Here is a 19,135-nt window from a genome sequence, read left to right on the forward strand (position 1 = left end):
GCGGGGTTACATTGCTTGAAAGCACCAACCCGCTGTCGACCAAAACAAACGATGGGTCAATCGCAGCGCCTGTAAGAAGTCCTCATCGTGCGACACCACCAGCATCGCACCAGGAAACTCCGCCAAGGCCGCTTCAATTGCCTGCGATGAGGCCAGATCCAAATGGTTGGTCGGTTCATCCAGTAGCAGGAGTTGCGCAGGCTCACGCCGCCACAGCACACAGGCCAGCGCCGCTTTCAACCGCTCTCCACCACTCAATGCCGCCAACGGCAGCGTAACCCGGTCGGCATTCAGTTGCAGTTGCGCCAGTTGGCTACGCAACACTCCTTCGGCTAGCGGGGTATCCTGTAAACCTAGATGATCGACCACCGAGCGCGTCAGATCGAGCTGGGACAGGTTTTGATCGAGGTAGGCCAGCGATACCGAGCAATGGCAATGGCCAGCGCTGGCAGCCAGTTGCCCCAGGATCACCTTCAGCAGCGTGGATTTGCCACAGCCGTTCGGGCCGGTGATGGCCACGCGCATCGGGCCATCCATCCGCCAGTCGAGCGGTGGCAAGGTGACGAACGGCAGCTGTAACTGCTCCAGGACCAGCACCTGCTTACCTGCGGCTACCGCGCTGCCCGGTAAGGTCAGCATCACCGGGTTATCTTCTTCAACCCGTTCCCTCGCCTCGCGCACCGCTTCATCCAGCGTGCTCTTTTGCCCCTGATGCTGTTTACGCAAGGTACCCATCGTGTCGCGGGCAGCCCCCTTGAGGGCAGCTTTCTCAAAAGAGGCGATATTCAGCGAGTCCACGGTTCTCAGCGTACGGGCGGAGTGACGCTGGTAATTGTCGTGTTCTTTTTGCTGGCGAGCGCGGACGCGCCGTCTTTCCAACGCGGCATGTTCCAGTTGGGCACGCGCCGCCTGTTGCTCTTGCTCCCGCAGCCGATGGTATTCGTGATAATTGCCACCGTAGCTACGTAATGCCTCGGGAGTCAGTTCGACAATCCGCTGCATCCGTGACAACAGTTGCCGATCGTGGCTGGCAATCAACAGACCGCCGCGCCACTGTCCCAATTGCTGATACAGCCATTCACGGCCCGTGCTATCGAGGTGATTGGTCGGTTCGTCCAGCAGCAGGAAATCAGCCCCCGACATTATCGCGCCACACAAAGCCGCACGCATACGTTCGCCACCACTCAGTTCGCTGGCTGGCCGTTGCGGATCAAAATCAGACAATCCCGCCGCCGCAAAAGCCGTGCTCAAGCGATCCGCCAGATCCCACTGGCCCTCAAGACGATCGATATCGTCCAGCCGTGGGCAACCTTGCTCAAGACGGGCCTGGGCGGCAAACACCTCACCGTAGCCCAGCAACGTTGCCAAGGTCGTCTGTTCGGTGAAGTGCGGCTGCTGCGCCACATAGGCAAAGGTTGCCTGCGTCTCAATATGACCTGACGCGGGTTGATCCAGCCCGGCAATCAGACGTAGCAGGCGAGTTTTTCCCACGCCGTTACGCCCCACCAGGCCACAATGCAGCTGTTCAACGGCCAGATTAAGCGGGCCAAACAGCGTTTCGCCATTGGCAAACTGACAGGTTAATTGATGTAAAACGAAATAAGGGGACTGCGCAAAATGAGCCATAAGCACTCCTGAATGAAATCAAAACCTCCCCATACGGCACGAGCGTGCTCGGTATAGGGCCAGATATCAGCAGGTGTGGTTGTTCATTTTCGGTAATGGCTCCGCAGAGAGAAAAGGGATAAGGCGAGCCGATGTTAGCCGATCTTTTATACCGATTGCAAACATGAGGTCTATCACATTCAGCACATCCGCGTTTCCCAAGTACGCCGACAACGGCTAAATTTATCTCATCCGACCACTTGAGGGTCGTCTATAACTATAACGATAAACCCGATTGGAGACTGCAATGAGTGCTTACCCCAACCTGCTTGCGCCGCTGGATCTCGGCTTCACCACCCTGAAAAATCGGGTGCTGATGGGATCGATGCACACCGGCCTGGAAGAACTGCCTAATGGCCCCGAGCGTATGGCGGCATTCTATGCCGAGCGGGCCGCTGCCGGTGTCGCCCTGATCGTGACCGGCGGTATAGCTCCCAATCAGAAAGGCGTGGTGTATCGCGGAGCATCGGTCCTGAACCAGCCGCAGCAGGTTGCCCATCACCGGATCGTGACCGAGGCTGTCCATCAGGCTGGGGGCAAGATTGCCCTGCAAATCCTGCATACCGGGCGCTACAGCTATCAGCCACAGCCAGTCGCCCCTTCCGCACTGCAAGCGCCGATTAACCCATTCAGCCCAGCGGCGCTGACTACCCAAGAAGTTGAACAAACCATTGCCGACTTCGCCAACTGCGCAGCATTGGCACAGCAGGCTGGCTATGACGGCGTGGAAGTCATGGGGTCTGAGGGCTACCTGATTAACCAGTTCCTGGTCTCGCGCACCAACCAGCGCACCGACCAATGGGGCGGCAGCTTCAGCAACCGCATGCGTTTCGCCGTCGAGATTGTGCGGGCCGTGCGCGAAGCGACCGGGCCGGAATTTATTCTGATCTACCGCCTGTCGATGCTCGATCTGGTGGAGGATGGTTCCAGTTGGCAGGAGATCGAACAGCTTGCCGTAGCAATAGAACAGGCTGGCGCAACGTTGATCAACACCGGTATTGGCTGGCACGAAGCGCGTATTCCCACCATCGCCACCATGGTGCCGCGCGCCGGGTTCAGTTGGGTGACGCGCAAGCTGATGGGCAAAGTGAAGATCCCGCTGATCACCACCAACCGCATCAACGATCCGGCGGTGGCGGAGCAGGTTTTGGCCGATGGCTGTGCCGACATGGTGTCCATGGCACGCCCGTTCCTGGCAGATGCGGCGTTCGTGCAGAAAGCCGCTGAAGGCCGTGCAGACGAAATCAACACCTGCATCGGCTGCAATCAGGCCTGCCTGGATCAGATTTTCGATCACAAACTCACTTCCTGCCTGGTCAACCCTCGCGCCTGCCGCGAAACTGAAATGCCATTGATCGCTACCGCAACGCCTAAAAAACTGGCCGTGGTGGGTGCCGGGCCAGCCGGGTTAGCGTTTGCCACCACCGCCGCCAGCCGCGGGCATCAGGTAACCCTGTTTGATGCCGCCGAGCAGATCGGTGGCCAGTTCAATATCGCCAAGCAAATCCCCGGCAAGGAGGAGTTTCACCAAACGTTGCGCTATTTCCGCCGTCAGTTGGCGCTCAATGAAGTGCAACTGAAGCTGGGGCAGCAGGTGCAAGCGCAGGATCTGGCGGATTTCGATGAGGTGATCCTCGCCTGCGGCATCGTACCGCGTATGCCAGCCATTGCGGGCATCGAACACGCCAAGGTGATGAACTATCTCGATGTTTTACGCGATAAAAAGCCGGTTGGGCAACGGGTCGCCATCATTGGGGCTGGGGGAATTGGCTTCGACGTCGCCGAATACCTCAGCCAGCATGGCACCTCCAGTAGCCTGGATCTGGCAGCGTTTAACCGCGAATGGGGGATCGATTCACAACTAGAGCAGCGCGGGGGGCTGAGTGCCCAAGGGCCGGAAGTGCCATCCTCGCCACGCCAGATATTCCTATTGCAACGCAAAACCAGCAAGGTAGGTGAAGGCCTGGGTAAAACCACCGGGTGGATCCATCGCACCAGCCTGGCGGTACGTGGCGTGAAAATGCTCAATAGCGTGAACTATCAACGTATTGACGACGAAGGTCTGCATATATTGCGTGCCGAGCAGGAAAGCTGCTTGCCGGTAGATACGGTGGTGATTTGTGCCGGGCAGGAACCGCGCCGCGAATTGCAGCAGCCGCTGCTGGAGATGGGGAAAACGGTGCATCTGATTGGCGGTGCCGACGTGGCTGCCGAGCTGGATGCCCGCCGCGCTATCGATCAGGGCACGCGGCTGGCCATGGCACTGTAATCCATTGATTTAACGGGCGCAGCATGCTGCGCCCCTACATTAATAACGCGCGCCAGACTTGACCGCTTTGAGGATCAAGAACTTCTGGTTGGAGGCCACGGTGGTGCAGTTGCCGAACAAACGCCTCAGCTTCTGGTAGTAATCCAGATGGCGGTTGCCCACGATCCACAGCTCCCCCCCCACTTGCAGGCAGCGCTTGGCGTCGCAGAACATCTGCCAGGCGGTGTGATCGGTGATCGCATGCTGCTGGTGGAACGGTGGGTTGCACAGTACTGCCTGCAGGCTTTCACGCTCAATGCCCGCCAGCGAGTTGTTCACCTCAAACTGACAGCGATCCATCTCTTGCGGCAGGTTGTGCGCCACGTTCAGTTCACTGGAAGCCACCGCCATGTAAGACTCATCGACGAAGGTCATCTGCGCTTGCGGGTTCTGCACCAAGGCACGCATCCCGATAATGCCGTTGCCACAGCCGAGATCGACAATATGACCCTGCAAATCCTTCGGCAGATTTTCCAGGAACAGGCGTGCGCCAATATCCAGGCTACCGCGTGAGAACACGTTGGCGTGGTTGTGGATCAGCCAGTCCGTGCCGTCGAGCAGCCAGTCGGTGGTTTCTGGCGCTGCCGGTGGCACGATGTCAGCTACCTGGCAATAAATCAGACGGGCCTTTTTCCAGGCCAGGCTGGTGCGGGTTGGGCCAAGCACCCGCTCAAACACTTGCATGGTCGAGGTATGCACGTCACGCGCTTTGGCACCGGCCACGATCAGCGTATCGGGTGCCACCACATCACGCAGGGCACGTAATTGCTGCTCCAGAAGCGCCAGCGCTTTCGGGATGCGGATCAACACCACCGCCGGGTTGGCAGGCAGTTCGGCCAGGCTGTCTTGCAAGGTGACCTGCTCAACATCGAGCTCATTTAGCTTGAGGTTATGGCGCGTCGCCAACTGGCTCATGTAAGAATCGCTGATGCTGTAAGGCTTATAGCCATGCAGGGCACAGGCCAGCGTGCCAAAGTTGTCGTTGAAAATCAGTACCGGGCGTTCACCGATGTCGACATTTTCCAACTGTTGCAGCAGATATTCGTCCGCCGCTTCCCACGCCTGCAGCTGGGTGGCTTCTTCCTGTTGGGGATAACGCTCCAGCTCAAGTTGCTGTGTTCCCAGATCGAGTTGGCTCATTGCCCCTCCTGAATGATAAATTTGGGCTGTTTATCCCCTAAAAACGCTCGGCAGTAAAATGTTTTTTGGGATTAATTGCCCATTAGGGGATTTGAGCAAGAAAACGTCATACAATGCTCGCCCCGGTTTACCACTGAATACTGAATAACATGTCCGAACTGAGCTACCTGCAAGGCTACCCCGATCATCTGCAAATGCAGGTGCAACAACTCATCAAGCAACAGCGGCTGGGCGAGGTTTTGTTGCAACGCTATCCGCAGGTGCATGGCTGCACCACCGACAAGTCGCTTTATCAGTTTACCGTCGATCTGAAAAATCAGTATCTGCGTAATGCTCAACCGCTGAGCAAGGTAGCCTACGACAGCAAAATCCAGGTGATGAAGCACGCCTTGGGGCTGCATACCGCCATTTCCCGGGTGCAGGGTGGCAAACTGAAAGCCAAAGCCGAGATCCGCGTGGCGACGGTGTTTAAAAACGCCCCAGAACCTTTCCTGCGCATGATCGTAGTCCACGAGTTGGCGCATCTGAAAGAGAAAGACCACAACAAGGCGTTTTACAGCCTGTGCTGCCATATGGAACCCAGCTATCACCAGTTGGAGTTTGATACCCGTCTGTATCTGACCCATCTCTCATTATTCGGCGAACTCTATGAGTAATAAGCCTTTTTAAGCAAATATTCGCCTATTCTCTGCGGCGTGATAATCTGGTTCCTTGAGCTATCTTCCTGTGGAAACTGGAGTCACCCATGATTCGCTTTGCTGTTGTCGGCACCAACTGGATCACCGAACGTTTTATCGATGCGGCTCACGAAAGCGGCAAGATGAGGCTGACCGCCATCTATTCGCGTAAGCTCGAACAGGCGCAGGCCTTTGGCGCCAACTATTCGGTCGAACACTTCTTTGACTCGCTGGAAGCGCTGGCGCAATCCGACGTGATTGATGCGGTGTATATTGCCAGCCCCAACTCTCTGCACTGCCAACAATCTCTGCTATTCCTGAGCCATAAAAAGCATGTGATTTGCGAGAAGCCGCTGGCGTCAAATCTGCGCGAAGTGGAACAGTTGGTGGCCTGCGCACGGGAACATCAGGTGGTACTGTTTGAAGCGTTCAAAAGCGCCCACTTGCCCAATTTTCTTATCCTGCAACAGGCATTGCCGAAGATTGGCAAACTGCGTAAGGCATTTATCAACTATTGCCAATACTCCTCCCGCTATCCCCGTTACCTGGCCGGTGAAAACCCGAACACCTTCAACCCGCACTTTTCCAACGGCTCGATCATGGACATTGGCTATTACTGCGTGGCCAGCACCGTGGCGCTGTTTGGTGCACCGAAGTCGGTATTGGCTAGTGCAACATTGCTTGATACCGGGGTAGATGCCCACGGCAGCGTGTGCCTGAACTACGGTGACTTTGACGTGGTGATCAGCCATTCCAAGGTCAGCAACTCGGACATTCCGAGTGAGATCCAGGGCGAAGAGGGCACGCTGGTGATCGAAAAAATCTCCGAAGCCCAAGGCGTGGTGCTGACGCCTCGCGGTGAAAATAGCCAGGTACTGACCCAGCCGCAACACATCAATACCATGCTGTATGAAGCGCAAGTGTTTGCCGAACTGGTAGAAAAACGGCAGGTCGAGCATGAGGGCCTGGAAAATTCCCTGATCGTCGCCAGCCTGCTGACGGAGATCCGCCGTCAGACCGGCGTAGTGTTCCCCGCTGACGGAGAATAAAATGAAACCGCTGTTGTTGATGCAAACCGGTGATGCACCGCAGATGATCCAGCAGGAGCAGGCCAATTTTGAGCAAATGTTCCTAAAACAAGGGAATATCGATGCAGATCGCGTGCATATCGTGCACGTCCTAGCCGGTGAGACACCGTTGCCCCCAGAAGATTACTGCGGAGTGGTGATCACCGGCTCAGCAGCTATGGTGACCGAACGGCTTCCCTGGAGCGAACGCGCAGCAGAATGGTTACGCCAGGCAATGCAAATCAATCTGCCGATCTTTGGCGTGTGCTATGGCCACCAGCTTTTGGCTTATGCGCTGGGCGGTGAGGTGGGCTACCACCCGCAGGGCATGGAGGTTGGCACTCTCGAGATCGAGTTATTACCCGCTGCCCGCTCAGATGAGCGTCTGGCTCCCCTGCCTGCGCGCTTCAACGTGAACCTGATCCATGCGCAAAGCGTATTAACGCCGCCGCCAGGGGCTGAAGTACTTGCCCGCTCGCAACAGGACGCCTGCCAAATCCTGCGTTACGGCGATAACGCCCTGACCACCCAGTTCCACCCGGAATTTAACGGGGCGATCATGCAGCGCTACCTGAGCTGGCTCAGCGAGTTGGAACCGGCCAAGCAGAAAATTTATCAACTTAAACAACAACAGGTTAGCGATACGCCATTCAGCCAGCTGTTACTGCAAGACTTTGTCGCCAGCCTTGGGGCCCAGCAGCCATTGGCCGGGGTCGGTTGAGGTTGGCCACCATAATCTGTTATCCGGGGCGCTAGACGCCCCGCAATTATTTGGCAAATAGCCATAAACGCCAAATGTTATGACGATCACACAAATGTAAACAGCATGTTATCAATCATTGATCCATGCAGGTAATTTCATCATCTCCCCTTTTCAAGATCCCCCGTTTACTGAATACTGGCATAGCAAACATACTTAGTTACAGATATGACGATAAGTTGCCCGGCCACGTTTCAGCCGAGGCGCAGCAATCTGTACATCACATTCTCAGGGAGCGGAAACGCAAGCGCATCATGAATAAACTATTACTACGCATCACTCAGGGCAGCCTGGTTAAACAAATATTGATCGGCCTGGTAGCGGGCATTGTGGTGGCACTGGTTTCGCCAGCCGCTGCAGCAGCCGTTGGCCTGCTCGGCTCGTTGTTCGTTGGCGCGCTGAAGGCGGTGGCACCGCTGCTGGTACTGGTGTTGGTCATGGCCTCCATTGCCAACCATAAGCAGGGCCAAAAAACCAATATCCGCCCCATCCTGTTCCTCTACCTGCTGGGTACCTTTGCCGCCGCGCTTACCGCCGTGGTGATCAGCTTTATTTTCCCTTCCACGCTGGCGCTGGCCGTGGGCACCACCGATATCAATCCGCCGGGTGGCATCGTTGAAGTGCTCAAAGGCTTGCTGATGAGCGTGGTGGCGAATCCATTCCATGCACTGATCAACGCCAACTATATCGGCATCCTGGCCTGGGCCGTGGGGTTGGGGCTGGCACTGCGTCATGCCTCTGATACCACCAAATCGCTAATTACCGACATGTCCCATGCCGTGACCATGGTGGTTCGTGCGGTGATCCGCTTTGCGCCGCTGGGTATCTTTGGCCTGGTGGCGTCGACCCTAGCCGATACCGGCTTTAGCGCACTGTGGGGCTATGCCCAACTGCTGTTCGTGCTGATCGGCTGCATGCTGCTGGTGGCGTTGGTGCTGAACCCGCTGATCGTTTACTGGAAGATCCGCCGTAATCCTTATCCATTGGTGTTCACCTGCCTGCGCGAAAGCGGCGTTACCGCCTTCTTTACCCGCAGTTCCGCAGCCAACATTCCGGTGAATATGGAACTGAGCAGAAAGCTGAATCTGAACGAAGATACTTATTCGGTTTCTATCCCGTTAGGGGCGACCATCAACATGGCTGGTGCCGCAATCACCATCACCGTGCTGACGCTGGCGGCGGTTAATACGCTGGGCATTCCTGTCGATGTGCCGACTGCACTGCTGCTGAGCGTGGTTGCTGCGATCTGCGCCTGTGGGGCTTCCGGCGTGGCCGGTGGTTCACTGTTGCTGATCCCGCTGGCTTGTAACATGTTCGGTATTCCTAACGAAATTGCGATGCAGGTCGTTGCCGTCGGCTTTATCATCGGCGTACTGCAGGACTCGGCTGAAACCGCGCTCAACTCCTCCACCGACGTGCTGTTTACCGCAGCAGCCTGTCAGGCGGAAGACCAGCGTCTGGCCAATGAAGATCCGCTGAAAGTTCGTTAAGTCCCCTCACCCCAACCCTCTCCCACAGGGAGAGGGAGCTGAGAGTCTCTGCTCTGTTGGAAGAATGGAGGAAATCTCAGCAACCTGCACTTTATTGCTTAACTGGCTGGCGCCCCTCTGAAACGGGCGCCTTTTTTTCGACCGCAAAAGGATCGATGCCACGCAGTTGCAGGCGGCGGAAACGGATAATGTTGAAACCGTTCATCAGCAGGAAACTGCCTTCAATCAGCGAGCCTCCGATCGAGCCAAGCCAGATGTTGTGGGTAACCCAGCAGGCCGTTGAGCACCACATTACGCAGCGGGTGGTCAAACCGCGGGTGCGGAACAACGCCCAGGTGCTGACGGTTGTACCGCAGATCGGGAGTATTTCGATCCAGTGGTGAAAGCGGGATAAACCGATGATGAGCGTGAGGCAGATGAAGATCCACATCACCCATAGGCTGCGAGTCTTCATCGAGACCAGGTTGCGGCAGGCGCTAAGCAGAGCGCTACTCCCTGCAGCATTCGCCCCCATCAGGATAAAGTGGATGCCGATAATCAGGCTGTAGCCCGACAGCTGCAGTTTGAAACGCTGGTCATCGCGATTAAAGAAGCTGGTGATGCCTACCAAAAAAGCCAGCACGCCAACGGACTGCGCAAACCAATAAAACGTCATTAGGGAGATCCTGGGGCGGAAGTAGCAAGGCGTTTAAAACAAAACGCCGTTTTATGCTACTCCCGCTGGCTAGGCTTTACAACGTGACACCGCTTTTAAAGATCGCCAACTCGCGGAAATCATTCACTTCATTACGCGCCGGAGCGCCATCGGCAATGTCCACGATCAGATCGACAAACTGCTCCAGCATCTGCGCCATCGGCAAGCCGTGGATCAGGCGGCCTGCGTCAAAATCGATCCAGTGCGGTTTCTTCGCCGCCAGCTCCGAGTTGGTCGCCAGCTTCACCGTTGGCACAAAGCCACCGTAAGGTGTCCCCCGCCCGGTGCTGAACAGCACCATATGGCACCCGGCTCCCGCCAGCGCGCTGGTAGCGACCGCATCATTGCCCGGCGCACTCAGCAGGTTCAGCCCCGGCAGACGCAGACGCTCACCGTATTTCAACACGTCCACCACCTGGCTCTGCCCGGCTTTTTGGGTGCAACCCAGAGATTTCTCTTCTAACGTGGTGATGCCTCCAGCCTTGTTGCCCGGTGAAGGGTTCTCGTAAATCGGTTGGTCGTGGGCAATAAAATACTGTTTGAAGTCGTTGACCATGCTGACGGTTTTTTCAAAGGTGTCTTCATCGCGGCAGCGGCTCATCAGAATGCGCTCGGCACCAAACATTTCTGGCACTTCGGTCAGCACCGTGGTGCCGCCGTTGGCAATCACATAATCCGAGAAGCAGCCCAATAACGGGTTGGCTGTGATCCCCGATAAACCGTCCGATCCCCCACATTCCAGGCCAAACTTCAGCTCGCTGAGCTTGCCCGGCTGGCGGCGATCGTCGCGCATAATCTGGTATAATTCATGCAAATGTGCCAATCCGTCGGCAACTTCATCATCCTGTTGCTGGCAGACCATAAAACGCACGCGCTGTTCATCAAACTCACCCAAGGTGCTGCGGAAAGCATCCACCTGGTTGTTCTCACAGCCCAGGCCAATCACCAGAACCGCACCGGCATTGGGGTGACGCACCATATTTTGCAGCATGGTGCGGGTATTTTCATGATCCTGGCCGAGCTGTGAGCAGCCGAAAGGGTGGCTGAAAAGATGCACGCCGTCGATCCCCTCTGCTTCCCCGGTTTCCTTCAGAAAACGTTGCAGGATCTGACGAGCGATGCCGTTCACACAGCCCACGGTTGGGATGATCCACAGTTCGTTGCGGATCCCTACCTCACCGTTGCTGCGGCGGTAAATCTGTACCTCACGATCTGCCGCCTGCGCCGGTAAGGTCTGGAAATCCGGTTGATACTGATAGCTGTCGAGATCGCTCAGGTTGGTTTTGGCATTTTGCGAATGGATATGTTCGCCCGCTGCGATGGCCACCAGCGCATAGCCGATCGGCAAGCCGTACTTGACGATCATCTCACCGGCAGCGATCGGTTCAAGGGCAAACTTGTGCCCCCGAGCAACGTCCTGCGCCAGTGCGATCGCCTGCCCTTCCCAGACAGGCTGGTCACCAGCTGCCAAATCACACAGTGCGACCGCCACATTATCTTTTGCATGGATCTTTATGATGCTTTGCATAAACCAACCTCGAGCTGTAACTACGCTAATTCGATAGCAAAATAGTGTTTGGCATTGTCGAAGCAGATGTTTTTCACCATCTCACCCAGCAACGCAATATCCGCCGGTGCTTCGCCATCTTCCACCCAGCGGCCAATCATCTGGCACAGGATGCGACGGAAGTATTCGTGACGCGTGTAGGAAAGGAAGCTGCGGCTGTCGGTCAACATGCCCACAAAACGGCTAAGTAACCCAAGCTGTGCCAACTGCGTCATCTGGCGCTGCATACCGTCTTTCTGATCGTTAAACCACCAGCCTGAACCAAATTGGATCTTGCCCGGCGTACCTTCGCCCTGGAAGTTGCCGACCATGGTGCCGATCACTTCGTTATCCCGTGGGTTCAGGCAGTAAAGAATGGTCTTCGGCAGCGCACCCTGCCTGGCCTGAGCATCCAGCAGGCGAGACAAGCATTCGGCTACCGGCTGATCGTTAATAGAATCGAAGCCAATGTCTGGGCCGATAGTCGTGAACATCCGGCTATTGTTATTACGCAGTGCACCGATGTGGTATTGCTGCACCCATTCGCGGCGCTGGTATTCAGCAGCCAGGAACAGCAGGACGCCGGTCTTGAACTGGGCAACCTGCTGTGGAGTTGGCAGCTCCCCGCGCAGGCGCTGGGCCAGGATCTTGTCTAACGTGGCCTCATCGGCCTCGCCGTACATCACCACGTCTAACGCGTGATCGGAAACCTTACAACCGTGAGCGGCAAAGTGATCCAGGCGTTTTTTCAGCGCATCGCACAAATCGCTGAAGCGGTTGATGGAAGTATCTGCGGCGGCTTCCAGCTGTTGCATATAGTCATTAAACCCAGCGGCTTCAATATTGAAGGCCTTATCTGGGCGCCAGCTTGGTAATACTTTGATATCGAAGCTGCTGTCGGCGGCGATGGTTTGATGGTGGCGCAGATCGTCGATCGGATCGTCGGTGGTGCCCACCATTTTCACCTTCATCTGTTTCATGATGCCGCGAGCGCTGAAAGCCTCCTGCGACAGCAGTTCATTGCCGCGCTGCCAGATTTCATCTGCGGTAGTCGGGGAGAGCAGCTTGCCGGTGATGCCAAACGGACGGCGCAGTTCCAGGTGCGTCCAGTGATACAGCGGGTTGCCGATGGTATGCGGCACCGTTGCCGCCCAGGCATCAAATTTTTCACGGTCAGAGGCATCGCCGGTACACAGGCGTTCAGCCACGCCGTTGGTGCGCATCGCGCGCCACTTATAGTGATCGCCCTTCAGCCAGATATCGTACATGTTCTTAAAACGAGTATTTTCGGCAATCTGTTGCGGTGGCAAATGGCAGTGATAGTCGAAAATAGGCTGATCCGCTGCATAGTCGTGATACAGGCGGCGGGCAAATTCACTGTCTAACAAGAAATCATCGCTCAAAAACGTGGCCATATGGGTTCCTCACCGTTTTCCTGGCTAGCCTTGCTGTCAACTTTTGCAAAGTTATCACACCAATTTATCGTAGAGTCTAGCGAAATTTTACCTTGGTTAACCCATCATTACGGCCTCCAAGCGCCTATCCAGACGACTCTCATTAAACCAATGCCTTATGATGACAAGCATTATCACTTAAAAAAATAATGGTTTTTGTGATATCACTCAACTTTTAAATCTGTATGACAAGTTATCTTCTCGCCACCCTGCTACTGGTTTATAACCACGGTTCAATGGCAATGCGCAGGACGGCGTCGGTAAGCGGAATACCGGCAACCAGATGAAAGGGAATCACCACCATGACCGCCACAGGCTTGCCGGTGGCCGAAATTTTTAGACTGGGAGAGATTTGGGATGCGTAAAATTAAAGGCTTACGCTGGTATATGATCGGCCTGGTGACTATCGGTACCGTGCTCGGTTATCTGACCCGCAATGCGATGTCCGTCGCAGCCCCCTCGCTGGAAGGTTCACTGGGGATCACGACCCAACAGTATTCCTATATTGTTGCCGCCTATTCAGCCTGCTATACCCTGATGCAGCCCGTTGCAGGTTATATCCTTGACGTGCTCGGCACTAAAATCGGCTATGCGATGTTTGCCATCCTGTGGGCCATCTTCTGTATGGGCACCGCGCTGGCCAACAGCTGGGTCGGTCTGGCGATGGCCCGTGGTGCGGTCGGTATGGCCGAAGCAGCGATGATCCCTGCCGGGCTGAAAGCCAGTAGCGAATGGTTCCCAGCCAAAGAGCGTTCCATCGCGGTGGGTTACTTTAACGTCGGTTCCTCGGTGGGCGCGATGCTCGCTCCTCCGTTGGTGGTCTGGGCGATTGTGGCGCACAGCTGGGAAATGGCGTTTATCATTACCGGTGTCTTGAGCCTGATCTGGGCCATCTGCTGGCTGATCTTCTATAAGCACCCGAAAGACCAGAAGAAACTCAGTACCGAAGAACGCAGCTACATTCTGGATGGGCAGGAAGCGCACCACCAGACCAGCAACGCCAAGAAGATGTCCGCCTGGCAGATCCTGCGTAACCGCCAGTTCTGGGGTATAGCGCTGCCGCGTTTCCTGGCAGAACCCGCCTGGGGAACCTTCAACGCCTGGATCCCGCTGTTTATGTTCAAGGCTTACGGCTTTAACCTGAAAGAAATTGCCATGTTCGCCTGGATGCCGATGCTGTTCGCCGATTTCGGCTGCATCCTGGGTGGCTATCTGCCGCCATTCTTCCAAAAGCATTTCGGCGTCAACCTGATCGTCTCACGCAAACTGGTGGTCACCCTGGGCGCAGTGTTGATGATCGGCCCAGGCATGATCGGCTTGTTCACCAGCCCTTATGTCGCCATTGCTTTACTGTGCATCGGGGGCTTTGCCCACCAGGCACTGTCCGGTGCGCTGATTACCCTGTCGTCGGACGTCTTTGGCCGCAACGAAGTCGCTACCGCCAATGGGCTGACTGGGATGGCCGCCTGGACGGCGAGTACCATGTTCGCTCTGGTGGTCGGCGCATTGGCTGACACCATGGGCTTCAGCCCGCTGTTCGCTGCCCTGTCGGTGTTCGATATCCTGGCCGCCATCGTGATCTGGACCGTGCTGCAAAACAAGCCGGTTTCCGAGCTGGAACAGGAGCGATTACAAACGGCAGATGCCAGCAGCTAACCCCCACAGCCCGGCCTTTGTGCCGGGCTTTTCGCATCTGACTCGCTAGCAGCTACAACGGATAAGTGGTATAACAGGTCCTATGGCATCACGCCCTTCTACCACCGAGTATTCACTATGGAATTCACTGAAACCAGACGCCTTTATCAGCAATTGGCCGCCGAGCTAAAACGGCGCATTGAGGGCGGGGTCTACCCGGTCGGTGAGAAACTGCCAGCCGAGCGTTATATTGCAGAAGAGATGAACGTTAGCCGCACCGTGGTGCGTGAGGCGATCATCATGCTGGAGGTGGAAGGTTACGTCGAAGTGCGCAAAGGCTCGGGCATCCATGTGATCTCCAACCAGCAGAAGCACCTGGTAGTACCGGGTGAAAGCCTCGAATTCGCTACCTCTGGGCCTTTTGAACTGCTACAGGCACGCCAGTTGATCGAAAGTAACATCGCCGAGTTCGCCGCCACCCAGGTGACCAAGCAGGATATCGTCCAACTGATGGAGATCCAGGAGCAGGCGCGCAAAGAGGATCGCTTCCGCGATTCGCAGTGGGATCTCAAATTCCACGTTCAGGTGGCGCTGGCGACTCAGAATACCGCCATGGCCACCATAGTGGAAAAAATGTGGGCTCAGCGTGTCAGCAACCCTTACTGGATCAAACTGCACGAACATATCGATGAGCGTTCCATTGCCAGTTGGTGCGACGATCACGATGAGATCCTTAAAGCGCTAATACGTAAAGATCCTCACGGTGCCAAACTGGCCATGTGGCAACATCTGGAAAACACCAAGCAGATGCTGTTCAATGCCACCACCGACGATTTCGAATACAACGCCGATCGCTACCTGTTTGCCGAGAATCCGGTGATCCATTTGGATAACATGGCCAGCACCACCAAATAGGGTTTTGGCGTCAAGAAATCGCACCGAATGTCAGGTATTGTAAAAACGGCTGAATCGATCCCGGTACAGCCGCCCACTGCGCGATATTTCCCCAGCGACCACGTAGATTTCCCTGTTGCCAATCGTGCTATTTTGGTAGAGTTAGCCCACTTTTTTATCGACGGACTTTGGGGTGGAACGCGAATACATGCGCTGGTTGTTTGCCATGCTTATTGCTCTTTCCTGCTGGACCGGTTCGGTCTCCGGCCCAAAGCTCTATGCAGCACAAACCGCAGCCTTAGCCTCCGCGTTAAGTGCTCAGGCATTATTTGATGAGCATGTGGTTTCCCCCTACGATCAGGATTACCGTCCGCACAGTGAACTCCGCCGCAAGCCCCTCAGCAAACTACTGCTGTCTTTGCCCCGGATGCATTCCTATCCCAGCTCGTTGCAGGCCCCGTCCCAATCGGTTCCGGCCTATACTTTAGCAACGGATCTGGGCTACCGCCTGTGGCCACAACCGCAGGCAGATAACCCAGCCCCTAACCGGTTGCGGCAGGTCAATTGGACGCTGAACTTCCCGCAGCAACAAAGCAGGCTCGGGGGTTGGAAAGAGAGCAATATACTTTACCGTGGCTCGCTAACGTATCACTCATGATCCGGTGTCGCCCCGTTTTACCCTATGGATTTCAAGTTACAGCAAGTGCAGATAACAACGCTGCAACTTGAAAGACGACGGGTATAGAACCAAAGAATAAAGCAACACCGTTCATCATCTTCAGCAGCCAAGGCCCTCCGCGAGCTTACCGCCCCCAGCCGCTGAACGAAAATAACAATGACGTTTTTAGGAACACCGGATGGATATCATTAAGCAACTGTTGGATGCCTTATGGCAGCAAGACTTTGAAACGCTGGCCAACCCCTCGTTGGTCTGGACGCTGTACGTCTTGCTGTTTATGATCTTATTTCTGGAAAATGGCCTGCTGCCCGCCGCCTTCCTACCGGGTGATAGCCTGCTGATCCTGGTCGGCGTCCTGGTCGCCAAAGGCACCATGAATTTCCCGGTGACCATTCTTATCCTGACCACCGCAGCCAGCCTGGGGTGCTGGGTTAGCTACATACAAGGCCGATGGCTAGGCAATACGCCTACGGTACAGGGCTGGCTAGCTCATCTACCGGCCCATTACCATCAGCGTGCCCACCAGTTGTTCCACCGTCATGGCCTGTCGGCCCTGCTGGTTGGCCGTTTCCTGGCTTTCGTCCGTACGCTGTTGCCTACCATTGCCGGGTTGTCCGGTTTGAGCAACGCACGCTTCCAGTTCTTTAACTGGATGAGCGGCCTGCTGTGGGTTCTGATCCTGGTATCGGTCGGTTTTGCCCTCGGGAAAACCCCGATGTTCCGCAAGTATGAAGACCAGTTGATGTTCGGCCTGATGATGCTGCCACTGGTGCTACTGGTCGCCGGGCTGGTCGGTTCGCTAGTGGTGCTGTGGCGCAAAAAGCGCGCCGACCGTGCAGGGAAAGACGCGTGAGAACCCAACGCCCACGCTGGCAATACGCGCTGATGCTTTCATTGCTATTGCTGGCATTGGCCGCCGTGCTGGCGCCATACATTTTACGTACGGAAAACGAGCTGCGTATTCACGTGGTTCAGCAGGGCTTATCGTTGCCAGATGGTTTTTACGTCTATCAGCGCCTGGATGAACGCGGTATCCGCATCAAAAGCATTACACCGGAGGGCGATGGCCTGGTGATCCGCCTGGACTCCCCTGAGCAGCAACTGCTGGCCCGTGAAGCCCTGGAAAACATCCTGCCCCCCGGTTATACCATTGCCCTGAACGAGTCTCCTCTCCCCGGCCGCTGGGTGCGTAAATTTGCACGCGCGCCACTTAATCTGGGATAATCCCTTTCCCATTTAAGGGATTATCTTAGCTGTCGTTACATCCGGCTAATCGGGCGCAGCATGCAGCGCCCCTACATTTGGGGTTCTACGCAATTTGTGACTATGCTGATTGTCTGCATGGGTCAGCCGCGTAGGCCACCTGTCGCACTGCCCCTTGGGCAGCAGGAAACCGGGAGCATCCTTGTTATCTCCCAGCATTAAGGAATTGAAATCATGAAATTACGCCACACATTGTTACTGGCCATCCCCCTGTTCACTTTTTCTGCGCTTTCACAGGCAGCGGTTGAGACTTGTGCCAGCAAAGCCCAGGAGATCCAGACCCAGATCGATTATGCCACTAAGCACGGCAACAGCCACCGCGTGGCAGGCCTGCAGAAAGCCCTGAGCGAAGTACAGACCCACTGCACCGAGGCCGGTTTACAAGCCGATCGCCAGAAGAAGATTGCTGATAAGCAGGAGAAAGTGGCCGAGCGTGAGCAGGAGCTGAAAGAGGCTCAGGAAACCGGCAAGGCAGATAAAATCGCCAACAAGCAGAGAAAGCTGGCAGAAGCCCAGGCAGAGCTGAAAGCCGCGCAGGCCGAATAATTTTTTATATTAGCGGATTTATCGCTAAGAGCCCCATCTGGCGGGATTTTACCAACCGTTAATGACATTGGTTAGTGATATCCACCGGGGATAAGCCCTTTGCTTAAGTGAATAAATCCGCTATGTTAAAAGTCTGTCGAAGTTAATGTTAAGGAGTTATCGAAATGGCACATGATTCACATGCAGAAAATTTACGCGCTGAACTGAAGTCCCTGGCCGATACGCTGGAAGAAGTGCTGAACTCTTCCACCGATAAACCTAAAGCTGAACTGGACAAACTGCGCTCCAAAGCAGAAGGCGCACTGAAAGAAACCCGTGCCCGTCTGAGCGATGCCGGTGACAAACTGGCTCACCAAACCAAGCAGATGGCTGGCCAGGCCGATGATTACGTGCGTGAAAACCCGTGGACCGGTATCGGTATCGGCGCCGCGGTTGGCGTGGTGTTAGGCGTTCTGCTCGCGCGCCGCTGATTATGGCAGAGCAGCCGCAAACGCGCGCACAGGGCCCCGGTAAAGGGGTCCTGGATATCGCCCAACGGATTGTCACCATTATGGTCGGCATGGTGGAAACCCGGGTGCGTCTGGCCGTTATCGAGCTGGAAGAGGAGAAAGCCAACCTCATTCAGTTGCTGATGATGGCGGGGCTTACCCTTCTGTTTACCGCCTTCGGCCTGATGAGCCTGTTAATCCTCATCTTCTGGGCCATCGACCCCGCTTATCGCCTGATGGCGTTGGGTACGACTACCGCCGTTCTGCTGTTCCTGGCCGTTGTGGGCATCGTCTGGACCCTGTCCAAGGCTCGCCGTTCGACACTGTTAGGGGCAACACGTCAGCAACTGGAACTCGATCGTGCTGAACTGGAGGAGAAACATGAATCACCGCCAGTACCGTGAACGCAGAAAAGAGCAACTCATCCGGCAGATCCAGCAGCAACGCCTGGATCTGGCCGCCAACAAAAGCCAGTGGCTACAAAAAACCGAATCCTTCGATCGCAGTTGGCAGACCTTGTATGGGCTGCGTAAATATATGGCTATCGGTTCCAGCGTGATCGCGCTGTACGGCATACGCCATCCTAGCAAGTTGATCCGCTGGTCACGGCGGGCGCTCAGCGTCTGGGGCACCGTTCGTCTGATCCGTAACGCCCTTCCCAAAAAATAACCGCGCTGTAACAAGTTCAATTATCCCGTTGGTAATCCCTTTTATTTGCATGGATTTTATCCAAACACATCTTATTAATCGTTAATTGAATGATTTATAACTACTTTTATAGAGTTTTTAATATTCAGATTTTTTGAAAAATTACGACAGTTTTACTTGC

The 19,135-nt window shown here is 55.5% G+C and carries 19 protein-coding genes; 14 read left to right on the forward strand and 5 right to left on the reverse strand.

Translation table 11 applies throughout. The annotated features are described in order from the left end of the window. Positions 1-6: 6 nt before the first annotated feature. On the reverse strand, positions 7-1,626 hold the full coding sequence (locus tag A6U95_RS12435; RefSeq protein ID WP_065684715.1) for an ABC-F family ATP-binding cassette domain-containing protein: 1,620 nt from the start codon (positions 1,624-1,626) through the stop codon (positions 7-9). Positions 1,627-1,912: 286 nt separating this feature from the next. On the opposite strand from A6U95_RS12435, the gene A6U95_RS12440 reads away from it, so the two are divergent. Then, on the forward strand, positions 1,913-3,934 hold the full coding sequence (locus A6U95_RS12440) for an NADPH-dependent 2,4-dienoyl-CoA reductase (RefSeq protein WP_065684716.1): 2,022 nt from the start codon (positions 1,913-1,915) through the stop codon (positions 3,932-3,934). Between the two features lie 39 nt (positions 3,935-3,973). On the opposite strand, the gene rlmG is transcribed toward A6U95_RS12440, so the two are convergent. Continuing rightward, positions 3,974-5,113 carry a 23S rRNA (guanine(1835)-N(2))-methyltransferase RlmG gene (gene rlmG / locus A6U95_RS12445; protein ID WP_024483083.1) on the reverse strand — a complete coding sequence of 380 codons (1,140 nt, stop codon included), beginning with the start codon at positions 5,111-5,113 and terminating at the stop codon, positions 3,974-3,976. A gap of 149 nt (positions 5,114-5,262) precedes the next feature. Between rlmG and A6U95_RS12450 the strand changes: the two genes are divergently transcribed. From A6U95_RS12450 to sstT, 4 genes are all read left to right on the forward strand, one after another. After that, positions 5,263-5,769: a M48 family metallopeptidase gene (locus A6U95_RS12450; RefSeq protein WP_024528187.1), complete on the forward strand. Its 507-nt coding sequence runs from the start codon at positions 5,263-5,265 to the stop codon at positions 5,767-5,769. An 89-nt stretch (positions 5,770-5,858) separates the two neighbouring features. Next, the gene (locus A6U95_RS12455; RefSeq protein WP_065684717.1) at positions 5,859-6,839 is read left to right on the forward strand and encodes a Gfo/Idh/MocA family oxidoreductase; all 981 of its coding nucleotides are present in this window, start codon (positions 5,859-5,861) and stop codon (positions 6,837-6,839) included. Position 6,840: 1 nt separating this feature from the next. After that, positions 6,841-7,578, forward strand: coding sequence for a glutamine amidotransferase (locus A6U95_RS12460; RefSeq protein ID WP_065684718.1), 738 nt, complete (start codon positions 6,841-6,843; stop codon positions 7,576-7,578). A 293-nt stretch (positions 7,579-7,871) separates the two neighbouring features. Further along, positions 7,872-9,107 carry a serine/threonine transporter SstT gene (sstT, locus tag A6U95_RS12465; protein ID WP_065684719.1) on the forward strand — a complete coding sequence of 412 codons (1,236 nt, stop codon included), beginning with the start codon at positions 7,872-7,874 and terminating at the stop codon, positions 9,105-9,107. A 91-nt stretch (positions 9,108-9,198) separates the two neighbouring features. Here sstT and A6U95_RS12470 read toward each other — a convergent pair whose 3' ends face one another. The 3 genes from A6U95_RS12470 to uxaC all read right to left on the reverse strand — a co-directional run bounded on the left by A6U95_RS12470 (position 9,199) and on the right by uxaC (position 12,762). After that, positions 9,199-9,762 (reverse strand): YgjV family protein, encoded by a 564-nt coding sequence (locus A6U95_RS12470; RefSeq protein WP_065684720.1) that lies wholly within the window; start codon positions 9,760-9,762, stop codon positions 9,199-9,201. 76 nt (positions 9,763-9,838) lie between these two features. Next, complete coding sequence (locus A6U95_RS12475) at positions 9,839-11,329, reverse strand: altronate dehydratase family protein (RefSeq protein WP_059198971.1); 1,491 nt, start codon at positions 11,327-11,329, stop codon at positions 9,839-9,841. A gap of 20 nt (positions 11,330-11,349) precedes the next feature. Continuing rightward, entirely contained in the window at positions 11,350-12,762 is a 1,413-nt protein-coding gene (gene uxaC, locus A6U95_RS12480) for a glucuronate isomerase (RefSeq protein ID WP_065684721.1), read from the reverse strand. 396 nt (positions 12,763-13,158) lie between these two features. Here uxaC and A6U95_RS12485 point away from each other — a divergent pair, with 396 nt between their 5' ends. From A6U95_RS12485 to A6U95_RS12525, 9 genes are all read left to right on the forward strand, one after another. Further along, complete coding sequence (locus tag A6U95_RS12485; RefSeq protein ID WP_024528181.1) at positions 13,159-14,457, forward strand: MFS transporter; 1,299 nt, start codon at positions 13,159-13,161, stop codon at positions 14,455-14,457. Positions 14,458-14,574: 117 nt separating this feature from the next. Continuing rightward, complete coding sequence (exuR, locus tag A6U95_RS12490) at positions 14,575-15,351, forward strand: transcriptional regulator ExuR (protein ID WP_024528180.1); 777 nt, start codon at positions 14,575-14,577, stop codon at positions 15,349-15,351. A gap of 172 nt (positions 15,352-15,523) precedes the next feature. Then, positions 15,524-15,988, forward strand: a complete 465-nt coding sequence (locus tag A6U95_RS12495; RefSeq protein ID WP_241810650.1) for a hypothetical protein — start codon at positions 15,524-15,526, stop codon at positions 15,986-15,988. Positions 15,989-16,187: 199 nt separating this feature from the next. Beyond that, positions 16,188-16,862: a DedA family protein gene (locus tag A6U95_RS12500; RefSeq protein WP_021180653.1), complete on the forward strand. Its 675-nt coding sequence runs from the start codon at positions 16,188-16,190 to the stop codon at positions 16,860-16,862. After that, entirely contained in the window at positions 16,859-17,233 is a 375-nt protein-coding gene (gene mzrA / locus A6U95_RS12505; protein WP_074423343.1) for an EnvZ/OmpR regulon moderator MzrA, read from the forward strand. The genes A6U95_RS12500 and mzrA overlap by 4 nt, the downstream gene beginning before the upstream one ends. 213 nt (positions 17,234-17,446) lie before the next feature. After that, positions 17,447-17,818 carry a DUF1090 domain-containing protein gene (locus tag A6U95_RS12510; protein ID WP_024483094.1) on the forward strand — a complete coding sequence of 124 codons (372 nt, stop codon included), beginning with the start codon at positions 17,447-17,449 and terminating at the stop codon, positions 17,816-17,818. Between the two features lie 164 nt (positions 17,819-17,982). Continuing rightward, a complete protein-coding gene (locus tag A6U95_RS12515) occupies positions 17,983-18,288 on the forward strand; it encodes a YqjD family protein (protein ID WP_021180656.1) in 306 nt (101 codons plus the stop codon). A gap of 2 nt (positions 18,289-18,290) precedes the next feature. Next, positions 18,291-18,710 carry a phage holin family protein gene (locus A6U95_RS12520; RefSeq protein ID WP_024528176.1) on the forward strand — a complete coding sequence of 140 codons (420 nt, stop codon included), beginning with the start codon at positions 18,291-18,293 and terminating at the stop codon, positions 18,708-18,710. After that, positions 18,688-18,975, forward strand: a complete 288-nt coding sequence (locus A6U95_RS12525) for a YqjK-like family protein (RefSeq protein WP_065684722.1) — start codon at positions 18,688-18,690, stop codon at positions 18,973-18,975. Before A6U95_RS12520 ends, A6U95_RS12525 begins: the two co-directional genes overlap by 23 nt. Positions 18,976-19,135 lie beyond the last annotated feature (160 nt).

It is taken from the genome of Serratia sp. 14-2641 (assembly GCF_001692375.1).
Lineage (GTDB): Bacteria > Pseudomonadota > Gammaproteobacteria > Enterobacterales > Enterobacteriaceae > Chania > Chania fonticola_C.